This window comes from Psychrobacter sp. HD31 (genome assembly GCF_051097895.1).
Classification (GTDB): Bacteria; Pseudomonadota; Gammaproteobacteria; order Pseudomonadales; family Moraxellaceae; genus Psychrobacter.
Map to the genome: position 1 here is coordinate 527,529 of NZ_CP142525.1, position 14,545 is coordinate 542,073.

Here is a 14,545-nt window from a genome sequence, read left to right on the forward strand (position 1 = left end):
ATCATTTCAAAAAAGGGCATAATGAACATAATTTCATTTTTAGTACAAATGTTCACTAGCTTTAAAGTTGTGACATAAAATTAAGGATTTATTATGAGTATTTGTATAACCGCAACTGGGCTTTATACTCCGCCATACAGCATTAGTAATGAGGAGTTGGTTGAAAGTTTTAATCAATACGTTGATAAATATAACAAGCAACATGAAGACGAAATTAATGCTGGAGAAAGAGAAGCATTAGAGCATTCATCTGCTGAATTCATTGAAAAAGTTTCTGGTATTAAGTCCCGTTATGTCATGGAAAAAGAAGGCATCTTAAATCCAGACATTATGGCGCCGGTTATCCCATATCGCCAATTGGGTGAAGAAGTGTCAATCATGGCAGAAATGGGGCTGGCTGCGTTACAAGAAGCGCTTGATGAGGCTGGTTTAACTGGCAAAGACTTAGACGGCATTATTGTTGCTTGCTCAAACTTTCAGAGAACCTACCCTGCCATTGCCATTGAAATCCAGCACCATATCGGTATGGAAGGTGGTTTTGCCTTTGATATGAATGTTGCTTGTAGTGCAGCAACCTTTGGCTTATCGCAAGTAGTTGGTGCAATTAAAGGTGGCTTAGGTAAAAAAATTGCCATGTTAAATATTGAAATTTGCACAGCGCACTTAAACTTTAGAAACCGTGATAGTCACTTTATTTTTGGTGATGTTGCCACTGCAACGATTATTGAAGACTTAGAAACACCAAAAGGCTTTGAAATTGTTAACAGTAGACTGTATACCCAGTTTTCAACCAACATTAAAAATGAATACGGCTATTTAGACCGTAGTGAGTTTTTAGCTGCAGAAACAGCCATGTATCCAGACATTACTGAACCTGTGACAGACAAGTTGTTTTTACAAAATGGTCGTAAAGTATTCCGTGAAGTTTGCCCTAAAGTATCTGAAATTATCAGCACACATTTGGCAGAAAATAATATTGAGTCTAGTGAGCTTAAACGAATGTGGTTACACCAAGCTAATTTGAACATGATTGACTTAATTTTGCGTACTGTTGTTGGCAAAAATGCTGACAAGTCAATTGCACCAACGGTGATTGATGAGTTTGCTAATACCAGCTCAGCAAGTCCTGTAATTGCTTTCCATAGACATAATGAAGGTTTAAACAGTGGTGACCTAACAGTGATGTGCTCTTTTGGCGCAGGTTATTCAATTGGGTCAGTTTTATTGCGTAAAGTATAAACGTTTTAATATGTCTAAAATTAAAGAGCTGATCGTGTCAGCTCTTTTTTATTTGTATATAGCGTAAGAATGTTAATGCGATAATTGCCAAAATATGGCAAAATAGCCGTTTAAGTTTTTTACCCTAAATCAAACAAAAGCCAAATTAAGTACAACTATGAAAGAATCGTTACGTTTTCGTTTAGATCAGATGGTAGACCGATTTGAAGAGGTCGAACATTTATTATCTGATCCTGATGTGATTAGTGATAATAAAAAGTTTAGAGAATTATCGGTTGAACATAGTGATTTAAGCGAAATTACCACGGTGTGGCAAAAATTTTGTCAAACAGAAGAAGACCTTGAAGCTGCTAAAGAGATGCTGTCTGATCCTGACATGAAAGAAATGGCAGAAGAAGAAATACAAATAGCAAAACAAAGCATTGAACAAATGCAAGATCAGCTAAATGTGATGATGCTACCTAAAGACCCGAATGACCGTGTACCCGCATTTTTAGAAATTCGTGCAGGGACTGGGGGTGATGAAGCAGCGATATTTTCTGGAGACTTGTTCCGTATGTATCAGCGCTATGCACAATCACAAGGCTGGACAGTTGAAGTCCTTTCTGCAAATGAAGGTGAGCATGGCGGTTACAAAGAGATTATTAGCAGAGTTTCTGGCGTTGATGTTTATGGTAAATTAAAGTTTGAGTCTGGTGCTCATCGTGTGCAGCGTGTACCAGAAACTGAAAGCCAGGGTCGCGTACATACCTCTGCCTGTACGGTAGCGGTAATGCCAGAGGTGGAAATCGATGATACCGTTGAGCTTAATCCAGCTGACATTAAAATGGATACATATCGCTCAAGCGGCGCAGGTGGTCAGCACGTTAATACCACAGATTCAGCTGTTCGCTTAACGCACATTCCAACAGGGGTGGTGGCAGAGTGTCAACAAGAGCGTAGTCAACATAAAAACCGTGCCAAAGCAATGACCATGCTGATTTCACGTATCCAGCAAGCAAAAGTGCAACAACAAGTGGATGCGGCTAATAGCATGCGTCGTGACTTAGTTGGCAGTGGCGATCGTTCTGATCGTATACGTACTTATAACTTCCCGCAAGGGCGTATGACAGACCATCGAATCAACTTAACTTTATATAAGTTAGACTCGATTATGGAAGGCGATTTAACCGAACTATTAGATGCGTTATTACGTGAACACCAAGCCGACTTAATGGCAACGATTGGTGGTGAAGACTAAGCAATATTTGCTAATATCAATATAATAAAATATGTCACAGCGTATCGACTAATTAATATTTTTAAAACACTTTTAAATTATCAGAGAATTTATATGTCAAATCACAATCAAACTCCTGAAACCCAAACTCAAGAAGACGTAAACGAACTTATTCAACAGCGTCAAAATAAACTGACTGCTATTGCTGAGTCAGGTAAAGTTGCTTATCCAAATACATTTAAGCGTACTGATTACGCAGCTGATTTACAAAGCAAGTTTGATGGTGTATCAAAACAAGAAATTGAAGAAAAAGCGGCATCAGGTGAAAAAACACAGGTTAACGTAGCAGGGCGTGTCATGCTTAACCGTGGTGCTTTTATTGTTATTCAAGATATGACAGACCGTATCCAACTTTATGTTGCCCGTAAAGAGCTTGATAAAGAAACACTGGCAATGATTAAGTCACTTGATTTGGGTGATATTGTTGGTGTAAGTGGTTATATTGGACGTTCTGGTAAAGGTGATTTGTATGTGCATATAGAAGCCATTACCTTGTTAACTAAATCTTTACGTCCAATGCCAAACAAGTTTCATGGATTAAGTGATACTGAAAGCCGCTATCGTAATCGTCATCTTGATTTAATGACCAATGATGAGAGCCGTAAAGCCTTTATTATCAGAAGCCAAGTGATTAGTGGTATCCGTAAGTTCATGTTAGCAGAACGTTTTATGGAAGTTGAAACACCAATGATGCACCCAATTCCAGGTGGTGCGGTTGCACGTCCATTTGAAACGCATCATAATGCTTTAGATATGCCTTTATTTTTGCGTATTGCACCAGAGCTTTACTTAAAACGCCTTGTGGTTGGTGGTTTTGAACGTGTATTTGAAATTAACCGTAGCTTCCGTAACGAGGGGGTTTCGACTCGTCATAATCCAGAATTTACCATGATTGAGTTTTATATGGCGTATGCCGACTATCATGATTTAATGGACTTAACCGAGCGCATGTTTAGTGAATTGGCAACAGAGATTTTAGGCTCAACCGAGCTAAATTACCAAGGTGAAGAAATTAGCCTTAAAGCACCGTTTGCACGTATGACAATGAAAGAAGCCATTGTTAAATATGCCCAAAACTTTGATGCAAGTAAGTTTGATGACCGTGATTATTTAGCTGATTATGTAAAAAATGAGTTAAAAGAGCAGGTTAAAGATATCTATGGTATTGGTAAGCTCATAACCATTATTTTTGAAGAAACTGCAGAGCATAAACTACGCCAGCCAACTTTTATTACCGAATATCCAGCTGAAACTTCGCCACTGGCTCGTCGTAATGATGATAACCCAGAGATCACTGACCGTTTTGAAATGTTTATTGGTGGACGTGAGCTAGCCAATGGTTTCAGTGAGCTTAATGATCCTGCCGATCAAGCAGAACGTTTTAAAGGACAAGTTGCCGAAAAAGATGCTGGTGATGATGAAGCCATGCACTATGATGCAGAGTATATTGAAGCGTTAGAATATGGCTTAGCTCCAACTGCAGGTCAGGGGATTGGTATTGACCGCTTGGTAATGCTGTTTACCGATGCAGCAAGTATCCGTGATGTTATTTTGTTCCCGCATATGCGTCGTAAAACAGAACAATAAGCTAAGTTTTGTTCTAATTTTTAAGCTGGATAATATGATTGTTATCCAGCTTTTTTTATCGATAATTACTATGAAAAAACGGTCGCTTAAGCTAAAATTAAATCTAAATTTTCACAATACTAATTAATAAACTGGTGAAGCATGTCACAGCCCTATCAAGTCCTTGCTCGTAAATATCGTCCTAATAATTTTCATGAGCTAATTGGGCAATCGCATGTATCGCAAGCGCTGATTAATGCTATTGATCACAATCGTTTACATCATGCCTACTTATTTACAGGCACACGTGGCGTTGGTAAAACCACCATTGCCCGAATATTATCTAAATGTTTAAACTGTGATACAGGGGTTACCAGCACCCCCTGTGGTACTTGTGATAGTTGTGTTGCTATCGAACAAGGCAGATTTATTGATTTAATTGAAATTGATGCTGCGTCTCGCACAAAAGTAGAAGATACTCGTGAACTATTAGATAACGTACCTTATGCCCCGACGCAAGGCCGATACAAGGTCTATTTAATTGATGAAGTGCATATGCTGTCGACTCACAGTTTTAATGCCCTCCTTAAAACATTAGAAGAACCACCCGAACATGTTAAGTTTTTGCTTGCAACCACAGATCCGCAAAAACTACCAATTACAATTGTATCGCGCTGCTTGCAATTTGTACTTCGTCCCTTGCCACAACAACTATTAACTGAACACTTAGCTAAACTGTTAACCAATGAAAATATTGAGTTTGAAGACGCTGCGCTTTGGCAATTGGCACATGCTGCCAAAGGCTCAGTTAGGGATTCGTTATCTTTAACTGATCAAGCTGTTGCGTTTGGTCAGGGTAAATTAACTCAAAACACAGTGAATGAAATGCTAGGTTTGATTGATGGGGCAGACCTAGCTCAACTACTGATAGATATTTTTAATAATGATAAAAAGTCAGTAGCTGCGCATATTGAGCAAATGCGCCAGCAAATGGTTGATGCAGGCAGCGTGTTTGATGAGTTAACTGATCTGCTACACAAAATTGCATTGTTTCAAATAATGCCTACCATTGAGCTTAATGTGAATCGTACACAAACACAAGCAATCAATCAGTTAGCCAAGGTAATACCTGCTGATGTATTACAGCTATATTATGAAATTGCAATTAAATCGCGCGAAGGTATTATGCTTGCCACCACGCCGATGCAAGCGCTAGAAATGTGTATTTTAAGAATGCTCGCATTCCGTCCTTTAACAGCTAACCAAAGCTTTTTAAGCGAAGATGATGTTGCTGTCATACAAGACACCAATCAGCCTCAAATCGTGGATAATACAGCTATTCATGATACCAACAACCCGATTGAAGAGGATAGTTTAAGTCCTCATCCTGAAGATGACACAGACACATTAGAAACTGAGGTCATCAAACCAAAACATGTTGAAACAGACGCCATTTTAGATGCAGAAGATACCAATAGCTATATTAATGAGACTGAAGCATCATTAGCATTATCAACAGACAGCAGTGAAGCGGTTAAGGTATTAAATCAGGAGCCTGAAACATTAGAAGGTATTGACGAGACTGCCAACCAAGATGATTATGTATTGCAACCAAACGAAGCTGAGGTTAGTGACTTATCTGCACAACCATCTTCTTATGCTTCCCAGTTTTCTTCTAATATAACGACAAATACGCCAGATATCGAACAAGAACAGCAGGCGGTAGCCGAAACTAAAACAAAAGAGTTTCAGACGAGAAAAAACACGATTGAAAGTAATGATGCTGATTTAACTGTAGCAGAAGAAAATCAGACTAACCCTTACGATGATGAGCAAAATGATAATCATAATTCTGTTGATCCAAGAATGCTCTTAGATGTTAAAGAACAAAACCTAACAGGTGACTGGACTGCAGAAAAATGGGATTTTTGGCTACACAAAGCAAGAGAAGAGGCAGTCTTAGATGCAGAAGAAATAGCATTTGCTCGCCAGGGTGTGATGGAAGGAAGCTGTGATGGTGAAAGTACTTTTATGACAACAGCCGATGTCCATCAATTCAAACCTTTATTTAATAAGATTTGTAAAAAACTAACTCAGCAATTTAGTAATGCCAGCTACCAAATGCAAGCTGCCGATGCAAACAATTTACAAAAAGTAGCTAAAGCATCCCCTTATGAGCTAGCTAAAAAAAGAAAGCTGGCTGCTGAAAACGCTGCAAAAGTGATGCTGATGCAATCAACTGTGATGCAAAAGCTTGAACAAATTGATGATGTAGATATTGAAGCGATTAAATTAAGAATCGATTAAAAATAGATTTTTTGTTGAATTATTTGCTATAATTGTTTAGTTTTATTTAACAATATTGATATTAAGGATAAAAAAATATTATGTTTGATAGTTTGCGTGGCATGGTTGTTTTTGCAAAGGTTGTTGAACATGGATCTTTTAGTGGTGCTGCCAAAGAGCTTGGTATTACAACCAGTGCGGTTAGTCAGCAAATTCGCTCTTTAGAAAGTGATTTAGGCATTGTCTTATTACATCGTTCAACCAGAAAACTTAGCTTAACAGATGCAGGTATTAGTTTTTATGAGTCTGCTACGAATGTGGTACAGGCAGCAGAGCAGGGTTGGGGCCGAGTCAATCAACTGCGTGATGAGTTAGCAGGTACATTGCGTATTGCAACCACACCAGAGCTTGGTGTTAACCATTTATTGCCTGCATTGTCTGATTGGATTTTGCAAAATGATGAATTAAATATCAATATTTTAGCAGATAATCATTATATTGATTTGATTGAACAACGGGTTGATATAGCTATAAGGATGAGTACCAAACTTGATAACGAGCAATTTGAAGCATGCAAACTTGCAAATGTTAGACAAGTATTACTTGCGTCGCCTGACTATCTTAAAAATGCAGCAAAAATTGAATCGCCTAAAGATTTATGCAAGCATAAAATGATTGGTATTGATTTGATTAAAGAAGTTAATCAACTTCAACTGCAAGATGTAACAACGGGTAAAAAGACCAAAGTAAAAATCCCATCTAAGATTTCTACTAACAATGTTATGTTAGCAACTGACATGGCAAAAAATGGGCATGGCATTGTACGTCTATTAAAGCTACATGCTGACGATTATCTTAAATCTGGCGATTTGGTAGAAGTGCTCCCAAATTTTAAATTAGCGGATTATGTTTTATATTGCATCACCTTAAAAAGAGAACAACAACCCAAAAAAGTGATTAAATGTCTTGATGTATTAAAAAGTTATTTTAGTAAACTGTCTTAAGCGCTAATTTAAAAATATTAGATAAAAAAAGCAAGAGAGTTACCCAGCATTGTAGGGTAACCCTCTTCCTTTTCACTTTAATCCTCAACTATTTTTTTATGAGTGTGATTAAACCACTGTATTTATTAGCACTGTATTTATTAGCTTAGTTAAGCGGTTAATCAGCTCATCCGTATCTTCATCAGACAAGTTAAGAGGTGGTAATAAACGAATCACATGACCACCGGTGACATTAATGAGCATTTTGTATTCATCTCTTGCAACATCAACGAGTTTGCTACAGTCAACATCTGTTGGTAGCACAATACCAATCATCATCCCTTTACCACGTGTGGTTATGCTTTTATTTTTAAATAGGGTATAAATTTGTTGTTGAATTTTATCCCCTTGTTTTACAGCATTATCCATCACATTACTTTGTTCTAATTCATCAAAAACGGCACAAATAACACGGCTGGCCAAATGTGTGCCACCAAAGGTTGAACCATGAGCCCCAAATCCAAACAAGTTTTGAGCACGACCACTTACCAAGCAAGCCCCAACAGGGAAGCCATTACCCAAACCTTTAGCAGTGGTTAAAACATCTGGTTTGACGTCACTATGTAAAAAAGCAAAATATTTACCCGTTCTACCATTACCGGTTTGTACTTCATCTAGCATAAACAAAATATCATGTTTATCACACAGTGCATGAACCTCATTTAAATATTCAAAGCCATTTTTAGCAGTGTTTAATCCACCTTCTCCTTGAATAGGCTCTAAAAAAATAGCACAGATATCATCATGATTTGCAAGCACTGTTTTAATTGCATCTATATCACCAAAAGGGACACGGATAAAGTCATCATCTAAGGTGTAAAAGCCCTCACGGGCTTTTGGGTTTGCGGTGGCAGAAACGGTTAATAGCGTGCGACCATGAAAAGAGTTTTCCATGACAATCACTTTAGGGCGACTAAAGCCTTTATCATTTGCAAATTTTCTGGCAAGTTTTAAAGCACACTCATTGGCTTCAGCACCACTGTTGGCAAAAAAGACGCTGTCCATATTGGTAACTTGACATAGCTTGTCGGCAGCTTGTTCTTGCCAGTCTATTTGATATAAGTTACTGGTATGCAGTAGTTGGTTGGCTTGCTCATTAATGGCATTAGTTATAGCAGGGTGACAATGCCCTAGACCACAAACAGCGATGCCAGTTAGCGCATCAAGGTATGCCGTACCATCTTGTGTATAAAGCCAGCTACCACTGCCTTTTACAAAGCTAATAGGTTGACGGTTGTACGTGGGCATAATATGTGTTGTCATCATTTTTAAATATCCAAAATAGTTAATGATAAAAAGATAGATTGTGTGCAGTATTTAGCTATTTAAATCGGCAGAAAATGGGTCATCTTCACTGGCAATTTTATAATCTTCATTTGCCCAAGCGCCAAGGTCTATCATTTTGCAACGTTCCGAGCAAAAGGGTTTAAAGTTATTATCAGCCCAGTTTGTTAATTTTTTACATCTGGGGCATGGATATTGCTTAGGAGCACTGGATTGCGTACGATTGGCTAAGTTATCTGTCATAATTTACTTATTTATTGCTATTGACGCTGTATAATATCATGATTTTGTAAACAAACTGAGTCAGATTTTGGTGGTATTAATGAATAAAAATAATCAAACACATAACTTGTCGCATCATAAAAATAGAGCATTTAAGCCAGAAAAGATAAACCCACCGAGAATCTTTGATAGTAAAAGTTGGCAATGGTTAACACAATCTAAAAATGAGATTGTGTTAGAAATTGGTGCAGGAAAAGGGTTACATGCTATCCAGTTTGCCGCGCAAAATAAGGATAAGACAATCATAGCAATTGAACGCACAGCAGAAAAGTTTGCTGCATTTAATAAAAATGCACAACCCAAAAATTTGGCGAATCTTTATCCTGTCCATGCCGATGCAATTGCCTGGTCTGTATTTGCATTGCCTGCACAATCAATTAGCCAAGCTTTTATTTTATATCCAAACCCAGAGCGCAATAATGCCAATCAACAATGGTTAAACATGCCATATTTTGAGTTTTTGTTATCCCGTTTAAAAAATGATGCAACCATTACGATTGCCAGTAACATAATGGAGTATTTAGATAATGCACAGGCGCAAAGTACAGAGGTTTGGCAATTACCAACAACCCGAGAGGTTGTAGACAAAACCAGCAGTAGAACCCATTTTGAAATAAAATACCTTGCAAGAGGTGAGCCATGTGAACAATTGGTGATAACCAAACCTGCTGGCTATGTTACAAGATTTGATAACGACAACCCTTAGCAATTTTGAGCTAAGGTGAATAAACCAGGTAACTATTACCATGCTTTATAGAAGCTGAGTCACGATAAACTGGGGCAACCAACGAACTGAGTCATTATCTGCTATAAGCCTGCTATCAGCAGCCTACACTTAGGTAAATAACCCAATTTGGTGCTCTGATAATGCCTTTTGCCATTGTTGTAGCCGCTGTGTATCTTGTTTATCACCCACTAATTGTACGACTAAACCTTGACTGGACTTTGCATTAATTTTGCTAAGCTTACGCATCGTCCCTCTATCTGGTAAAGCATTAGCATCAATACCTAATAGTACCTGCACCTCGTTTTTATCAAGGTAGTCAATCAATTTTTCCATGTCATCTCGGCTATCTAAAATGCCAAAGTTATAAATTTCAGTTGCACTCTCTGTTAACGTCTTAGCATACCAATCTGGGTTAGCATGGGGATGTTCTAATAGTGCCACCAATTTGTTTCCTTGATGGATGGTTGCGGTGGGGGCAACAAAAGGGCTACTTTTTTCGACAAAGTCATCTTCATCAGTTACTGTACGAGACCAAAAATCCAAGATTTTTTGGTAATAGGGCAGTTTTATATCCAGTGCCATTTTTTTGCTATTAAACATTAAGGCACAAAAAAACCATAAAATCGCCCTTGGGACAATACCATACATAAGCAGACTACCAATAAGTAGCATTGCCCATTCATATGAGCTGACACCTTTTGTCGCTGTATTGGCGGCTTCTGTCATTTGAGTAGCAAATTGTTGAGATGCCAACACTTGTTCAGGGCTCGGCGTAGGGAACCCAACCAAGTTTGGTAACCAGGCCATCCAGCTCACTAAAGTGGCTATGGTTTGACCACTTAATAAGGTAGACTCCCAAGAAAAGTTATAATCGCGCACCATTAACAACACAATTAATGCAATCAGCATACCGGCAAGCGTTGCCAGCCATAGTTGATGGCTAATTCTACCTAAATACCAGCGCATACCTACATGGTGTAACTGTTTTTCATAAATGGCAACTGCTGAAGTGGTAATGTCATCTTTACCACGGATTAAGTGGCTGGGGCTAACAAAGCTTGCAAAAATTGTGGGTTTATCGCCTTTAGTAAAAAGGGTCATGAGTATCCATGTAGCCAGCATGAATGTATGAAACCCAAGCAAACAAACTAAGACATAAAAAAAGTTAACCACATTGGCTTGTAACAGTGCAAATAAACCAGTAAAACCAGAAGCACACCAAACAACACTCATTATTAAAATAATCGCTTTAATACGCGTATCAATTTTAGCTAATGTTTTTGCAATCTTACCATTGCTATCAATGAGTTGTGCACGTCGTTGCAATTTTTTTAGTCCACTTTCTTTTGATATTGTTTCTTTCTCACTTTTCATTTTTTCGGTAATAAGAAGTGGATCAGTAGCAAAAATGTGATTGCGAGACTCAAGCTCGCGGACTAGTTCTGTCAGTTGATCTTTTTGGCTTAACATAATTTTATTCAAATTGGTGGTTAACGCTTACAGTATAACGAATTTATCTTAATGATTTCTATATGAGCTGTGTAATTCCCTGTTGTTATGCTTTATGAAGGACGCTTTTATATATGATGAATATAAGGGGATATAAAATGTCACTTCATATTATGTATCATTTTTAAGTTCATTAGTTTGTCTACAAACAGTTTGGTGGCTTGGGCAACCCAGCAATGCGGTTAAGGTGCCTAGCAACTAAACCTGTGTTAAATAATTGTTGTAACTTTTGGTTGGTTATTTCTGATTCTGGTAATTGTTGTTGCAAGTATTTAATGAGTGGTCGAGTTGCAGGAGGGTGGTTAAACTCGGCATAAAAATTACGAATAACAATTAAAATAGCGTGATGCTCATCAGTTAAAGTAATGTCGATTGTGTCGGCAAGTATTTGGGCAATTTGTTGCGACCAAATGGTATGGTCTAGTAAATGCCCATCTTCGTCTAGTGCTAAGTCGGTTGTTGTTTGAGTCATATTTTTATTAAACTTTTATAGAGTAATTGTTTTGCTAACCTGTTGTGTTAATGCTACCCATTCATCATCAGTTAATATTTTTATCTGATGGCTCTCAAAATCAATGTTTTGTTTAGTGGTTGGTGCAAGTTGTTCAACATCCACTTTTAGCACATACCAGTTAATACTTGTTGCAATGTCCGGCTCTAATTCTAGCTCTGATAAATAAGCAAAAATCCAATCAATATAGGCGGCTGTATTTGCTAACAGTAAAACATGATCGCCTTGTTGCCAAACTTTTGTTAGCTCACGCAAGGTAGGCTTTAAAGAATCTATGTCATTGTATAATTGAAATAAAATGCTCATTAAAAGGTTAAAACCTCGTCAAAATTTTTTAGATTAATGGTTTCTGGCACGCTTGTTAGCTGTTTTGCTATTGTCATATCTAGCATGCCTGTAAGCCAACCACTAAACACATCGTCATTTAGCCAAGCTTTAGGTAAGTCGTATAAATCTAACGATTTAATCATGCCTGCTAGGCGGCTATTTGGGTTTAATAATATGCCAAAACAGGCAGAGTCTAGCCAAATTTGCACTTCATTATCAAAGGTGGCTAGCGTCATTGCTAATGCCATTGCTTCGTAACATTCAACCTCTTGGTTTGACTTTATTTTTAAAAGAATCTTCATTATCTATTTACTGTATATCGGCATAAAAAATTAAAATTGTATTACTTTGCTGTCTTGCATGGCTATTACCAGCTCGCTTAAACCAACCAAGCTAAATTCAGTTGCAAGATTATCTGCTGCTAGTGCGTGTCTTTGAGCATTTTGTTCATCGGTTATGCCACGGGTTAAAGCCGTACTCACACAAACGGGTAAATTAATGCCATAGACTTCGGCTAGTTGTTGCCAATCTTTGGTTAAATTTGGTTGGTCAGCAGATTGCCAAAGCAACTTGTTTGCAGTCATTGCGCCATCGCCATAAAAAAATACTTTTAAGCTTTTATCATCTTCATGTAAATAACTTTTAGCATAACGCAAGGCATAGGCTGCCATTGGGTGATAGGGCGATTTAGTAATAAGTAACAGGGTGTTCATAAATTATTATCAGCATTATTGGTTTGCCGTTTTATTTTAACACTAGTGCCAGCGGGTTAAAACTATTTAAGTTATGAAATAAGCTGTCATAAAACTGCTATAAAACTGCAATATAACCGTCAAACCCGATTGTTATAGTAAGCATAACTTAAAAAAAATTTAATTTTAAGTCGCACTGATGTTAATAAAAAAATAGAACAACGCAGGTTAGAGTAGAACAAGATAATGCAAGATTTTAATGATACAAATATGATTTTTAAACAACAGAGTGAGGTATTACCAAACCTTGATACTCAAGAAATGCAGTATTGCCAATATAATCATAAAAAGCCAACATCAAAAACAGCAGAAAATAGCTTGCATATCCTACTTGTAACTGAAACATGGTTACCTGATATTAATGGTGTTGCTATGAGTTTGAACAACATCATGAACGCATTGGTAAAAATGGGACACAAAATTAGCCTTATACGCCCAAAAGCTAAATCTGTGCCGACGTCAAGCGACCATAATAAGACACAACAGCATCGTACAGCAAATGTCCCTTTACAAAACGATATTGAAGTTAAGGGCATCCCCATCCCTAGGTATAAAGAACTCCAACTGGGGGTAGCCAGCAGTAAACAAATAAAAAAAATATTGGCAAAAATTAAACCAGACATTGTCCATATCGCAACCGAAGGTCCACTAGGGCTGTCTGCATTAAAGGCCGCTAAAAAGTGTAATTTACCTGTTACGACGGGATACCACACTCAATTTCATGATTTTAGTAAACATTTGGGTATGGGCATCATTGCCAGCCCCTTGATGGCTTATTTTAAATATCTACATAATGCCTCGTTAGCAACCTGTGTGCCTAGCCCAAAAACCCAAGACGACTTAACCAAGTTAGGTTTTAAGCGTATTTATCAAGTGGGTAGAGGGGTGGATACAACAGGATTTAATCCTAACAAAAGTAGTGACGCGCTACGTAAACAGTGGGGAGTCGCGAGTCAAGATACGGTACTAGTTATGGTTAGCCGATTATCACCAGAAAAAGGCGTTGATATTGTTATAAAAGGATTTAATAAACTACAGCGCCAACAATTACACAGAGGGGCAAAACTGGTGATTGTGGGCGATGGACCAGATACAACCCGACTTAAAACAATGGCTAAGGGCAATGATGATATTATTTTTGCTGGTATGCAAAGGGGTGAAGACTTAGCCAAACATTATGCCAGCGGTGATGTTTTTGTATTTGCAAGTCAGGTAGAAACATTTGGCAATGTTGTGACAGAAGCAATGGCAAGTGGATTGGGTGTATATGCTTTTGATGATGCCGCTGCAGGGATGCTGGTAGATGACAGCTGTGGTGGCTTGGTAGCAGTAAATCAAACAGATGATTTTATTAAAATGGTAACCAATTTACCAAAGCTACAAAAACTAAGACAGCAAGGTGAGCAAGCAAGAAAAAAGGTAGAGCAACTATCTTGGGGGCATCCTGCCAAGCAAATGTTAACCATGTTTAATGATGCCATTAAATACAATAGTGCCATTAATTAGTATGGATGAATACACTAATAAAATAGCAATAATATAAAAATGAGAGGTTTGTTATGAAAAAGACACAGCCAAATCAGCAAATTAACAAACTCAATGTACTGTTAGATAAAGTACATGAACTACAAACCCATTATCAAGAAAAAGAAAATGGGGTTAACACTCATATTGCCCATAAAAATAATAATACAAAAACCTTAAAACAAGATAGTTTTGTGCCACCAAGCCCTATTTTTG

The 14,545-nt window shown here is 37.7% G+C and carries 14 protein-coding genes; 7 read left to right on the forward strand and 7 right to left on the reverse strand.

What is annotated here, in order from left to right; translation table 11 throughout:
- Positions 1-93: 93 nt before the first annotated feature.
- The 5 genes from VH441_RS02195 to VH441_RS02215 all read left to right on the forward strand — a co-directional run bounded on the left by VH441_RS02195 (position 94) and on the right by VH441_RS02215 (position 7,374).
- A complete protein-coding gene (locus VH441_RS02195; RefSeq protein ID WP_434353856.1) occupies positions 94-1,239 on the forward strand; it encodes a beta-ketoacyl-ACP synthase III in 1,146 nt (381 codons plus the stop codon).
- Between the two features lie 157 nt (positions 1,240-1,396).
- Positions 1,397-2,479, forward strand: coding sequence for a peptide chain release factor 1 (gene prfA / locus VH441_RS02200; protein ID WP_434353857.1), 1,083 nt, complete (start codon positions 1,397-1,399; stop codon positions 2,477-2,479).
- Between the two features lie 93 nt (positions 2,480-2,572).
- Complete coding sequence (gene lysS, locus VH441_RS02205) at positions 2,573-4,105, forward strand: lysine--tRNA ligase (protein WP_434353858.1); 1,533 nt, start codon at positions 2,573-2,575, stop codon at positions 4,103-4,105.
- A 141-nt stretch (positions 4,106-4,246) separates the two neighbouring features.
- Positions 4,247-6,391, forward strand: coding sequence for a DNA polymerase III subunit gamma/tau (gene dnaX / locus VH441_RS02210; RefSeq protein ID WP_434353859.1), 2,145 nt, complete (start codon positions 4,247-4,249; stop codon positions 6,389-6,391).
- A gap of 80 nt (positions 6,392-6,471) precedes the next feature.
- Positions 6,472-7,374 (forward strand): LysR family transcriptional regulator, encoded by a 903-nt coding sequence (locus VH441_RS02215; protein WP_434353860.1) that lies wholly within the window; start codon positions 6,472-6,474, stop codon positions 7,372-7,374.
- A gap of 108 nt (positions 7,375-7,482) precedes the next feature.
- Here the strand turns inward: VH441_RS02215 and VH441_RS02220 are convergent, their stop codons facing one another.
- A complete protein-coding gene (locus VH441_RS02220) occupies positions 7,483-8,679 on the reverse strand; it encodes an aspartate aminotransferase family protein (RefSeq protein WP_434353861.1) in 1,197 nt (398 codons plus the stop codon).
- Between the two features lie 51 nt (positions 8,680-8,730).
- Positions 8,731-8,940, reverse strand: coding sequence for a DNA gyrase inhibitor YacG (locus tag VH441_RS02225; protein WP_434353862.1), 210 nt, complete (start codon positions 8,938-8,940; stop codon positions 8,731-8,733).
- A gap of 79 nt (positions 8,941-9,019) precedes the next feature.
- Here VH441_RS02225 and VH441_RS02230 point away from each other — a divergent pair, with 79 nt between their 5' ends.
- Positions 9,020-9,685 (forward strand): RsmG family class I SAM-dependent methyltransferase, encoded by a 666-nt coding sequence (locus VH441_RS02230; RefSeq protein WP_434353863.1) that lies wholly within the window; start codon positions 9,020-9,022, stop codon positions 9,683-9,685.
- Positions 9,686-9,814: 129 nt separating this feature from the next.
- Here VH441_RS02230 and VH441_RS02235 read toward each other — a convergent pair whose 3' ends face one another.
- The 5 genes from VH441_RS02235 to tusD all read right to left on the reverse strand — a co-directional run bounded on the left by VH441_RS02235 (position 9,815) and on the right by tusD (position 12,766).
- Positions 9,815-11,176, reverse strand: coding sequence for a DUF2868 domain-containing protein (locus tag VH441_RS02235; RefSeq protein WP_434353864.1), 1,362 nt, complete (start codon positions 11,174-11,176; stop codon positions 9,815-9,817).
- Between the two features lie 181 nt (positions 11,177-11,357).
- Positions 11,358-11,687: a TusE/DsrC/DsvC family sulfur relay protein gene (locus tag VH441_RS02240; protein ID WP_434353865.1), complete on the reverse strand. Its 330-nt coding sequence runs from the start codon at positions 11,685-11,687 to the stop codon at positions 11,358-11,360.
- 15 nt (positions 11,688-11,702) lie between these two features.
- Complete coding sequence (locus tag VH441_RS02245; protein WP_434353866.1) at positions 11,703-12,032, reverse strand: hypothetical protein; 330 nt, start codon at positions 12,030-12,032, stop codon at positions 11,703-11,705.
- Complete coding sequence (locus VH441_RS02250) at positions 12,032-12,355, reverse strand: hypothetical protein (protein WP_434353867.1); 324 nt, start codon at positions 12,353-12,355, stop codon at positions 12,032-12,034. Before VH441_RS02250 ends, VH441_RS02245 begins: the two co-directional genes overlap by 1 nt.
- A 30-nt stretch (positions 12,356-12,385) precedes the next feature.
- Positions 12,386-12,766: a sulfurtransferase complex subunit TusD gene (gene tusD / locus VH441_RS02255; protein WP_434353868.1), complete on the reverse strand. Its 381-nt coding sequence runs from the start codon at positions 12,764-12,766 to the stop codon at positions 12,386-12,388.
- A 249-nt stretch (positions 12,767-13,015) separates the two neighbouring features.
- On the opposite strand from tusD, the gene VH441_RS02260 reads away from it, so the two are divergent.
- Complete coding sequence (locus tag VH441_RS02260) at positions 13,016-14,311, forward strand: glycosyltransferase family 4 protein (protein ID WP_434353869.1); 1,296 nt, start codon at positions 13,016-13,018, stop codon at positions 14,309-14,311.
- Positions 14,312-14,545 lie beyond the last annotated feature (234 nt).

Excerpts from the sequence above, each read along its gene's own strand:
- VH441_RS02195 (WP_434353856.1), top strand. The coding sequence starts at position 94 with ATGAGTATTTGTATAACCGCAACTGGGCTTTATACTCCGCCATACAGC.
- prfA (WP_434353857.1), top strand. The coding sequence starts at position 1,397 with ATGAAAGAATCGTTACGTTTTCGTTTAGATCAGATGGTAGACCGATTT.
- lysS (WP_434353858.1), top strand. The coding sequence starts at position 2,573 with ATGTCAAATCACAATCAAACTCCTGAAACCCAAACTCAAGAAGACGTA.
- dnaX (WP_434353859.1), top strand. The coding sequence starts at position 4,247 with ATGTCACAGCCCTATCAAGTCCTTGCTCGTAAATATCGTCCTAATAAT.
- VH441_RS02215 (WP_434353860.1), top strand. The coding sequence starts at position 6,472 with ATGTTTGATAGTTTGCGTGGCATGGTTGTTTTTGCAAAGGTTGTTGAA.
- VH441_RS02220 (WP_434353861.1), bottom strand. The coding sequence starts at position 8,679 with ATGATGACAACACATATTATGCCCACGTACAACCGTCAACCTATTAGC.
- VH441_RS02225 (WP_434353862.1), bottom strand. The coding sequence starts at position 8,940 with ATGACAGATAACTTAGCCAATCGTACGCAATCCAGTGCTCCTAAGCAA.
- VH441_RS02230 (WP_434353863.1), top strand. The coding sequence starts at position 9,020 with ATGAATAAAAATAATCAAACACATAACTTGTCGCATCATAAAAATAGA.
- VH441_RS02235 (WP_434353864.1), bottom strand. The coding sequence starts at position 11,176 with ATGTTAAGCCAAAAAGATCAACTGACAGAACTAGTCCGCGAGCTTGAG.
- VH441_RS02240 (WP_434353865.1), bottom strand. The coding sequence starts at position 11,687 with ATGACTCAAACAACAACCGACTTAGCACTAGACGAAGATGGGCATTTA.
- VH441_RS02245 (WP_434353866.1), bottom strand. The coding sequence starts at position 12,032 with ATGAGCATTTTATTTCAATTATACAATGACATAGATTCTTTAAAGCCT.
- VH441_RS02250 (WP_434353867.1), bottom strand. The coding sequence starts at position 12,355 with ATGAAGATTCTTTTAAAAATAAAGTCAAACCAAGAGGTTGAATGTTAC.
- tusD (WP_434353868.1), bottom strand. The coding sequence starts at position 12,766 with ATGAACACCCTGTTACTTATTACTAAATCGCCCTATCACCCAATGGCA.
- VH441_RS02260 (WP_434353869.1), top strand. The coding sequence starts at position 13,016 with ATGATTTTTAAACAACAGAGTGAGGTATTACCAAACCTTGATACTCAA.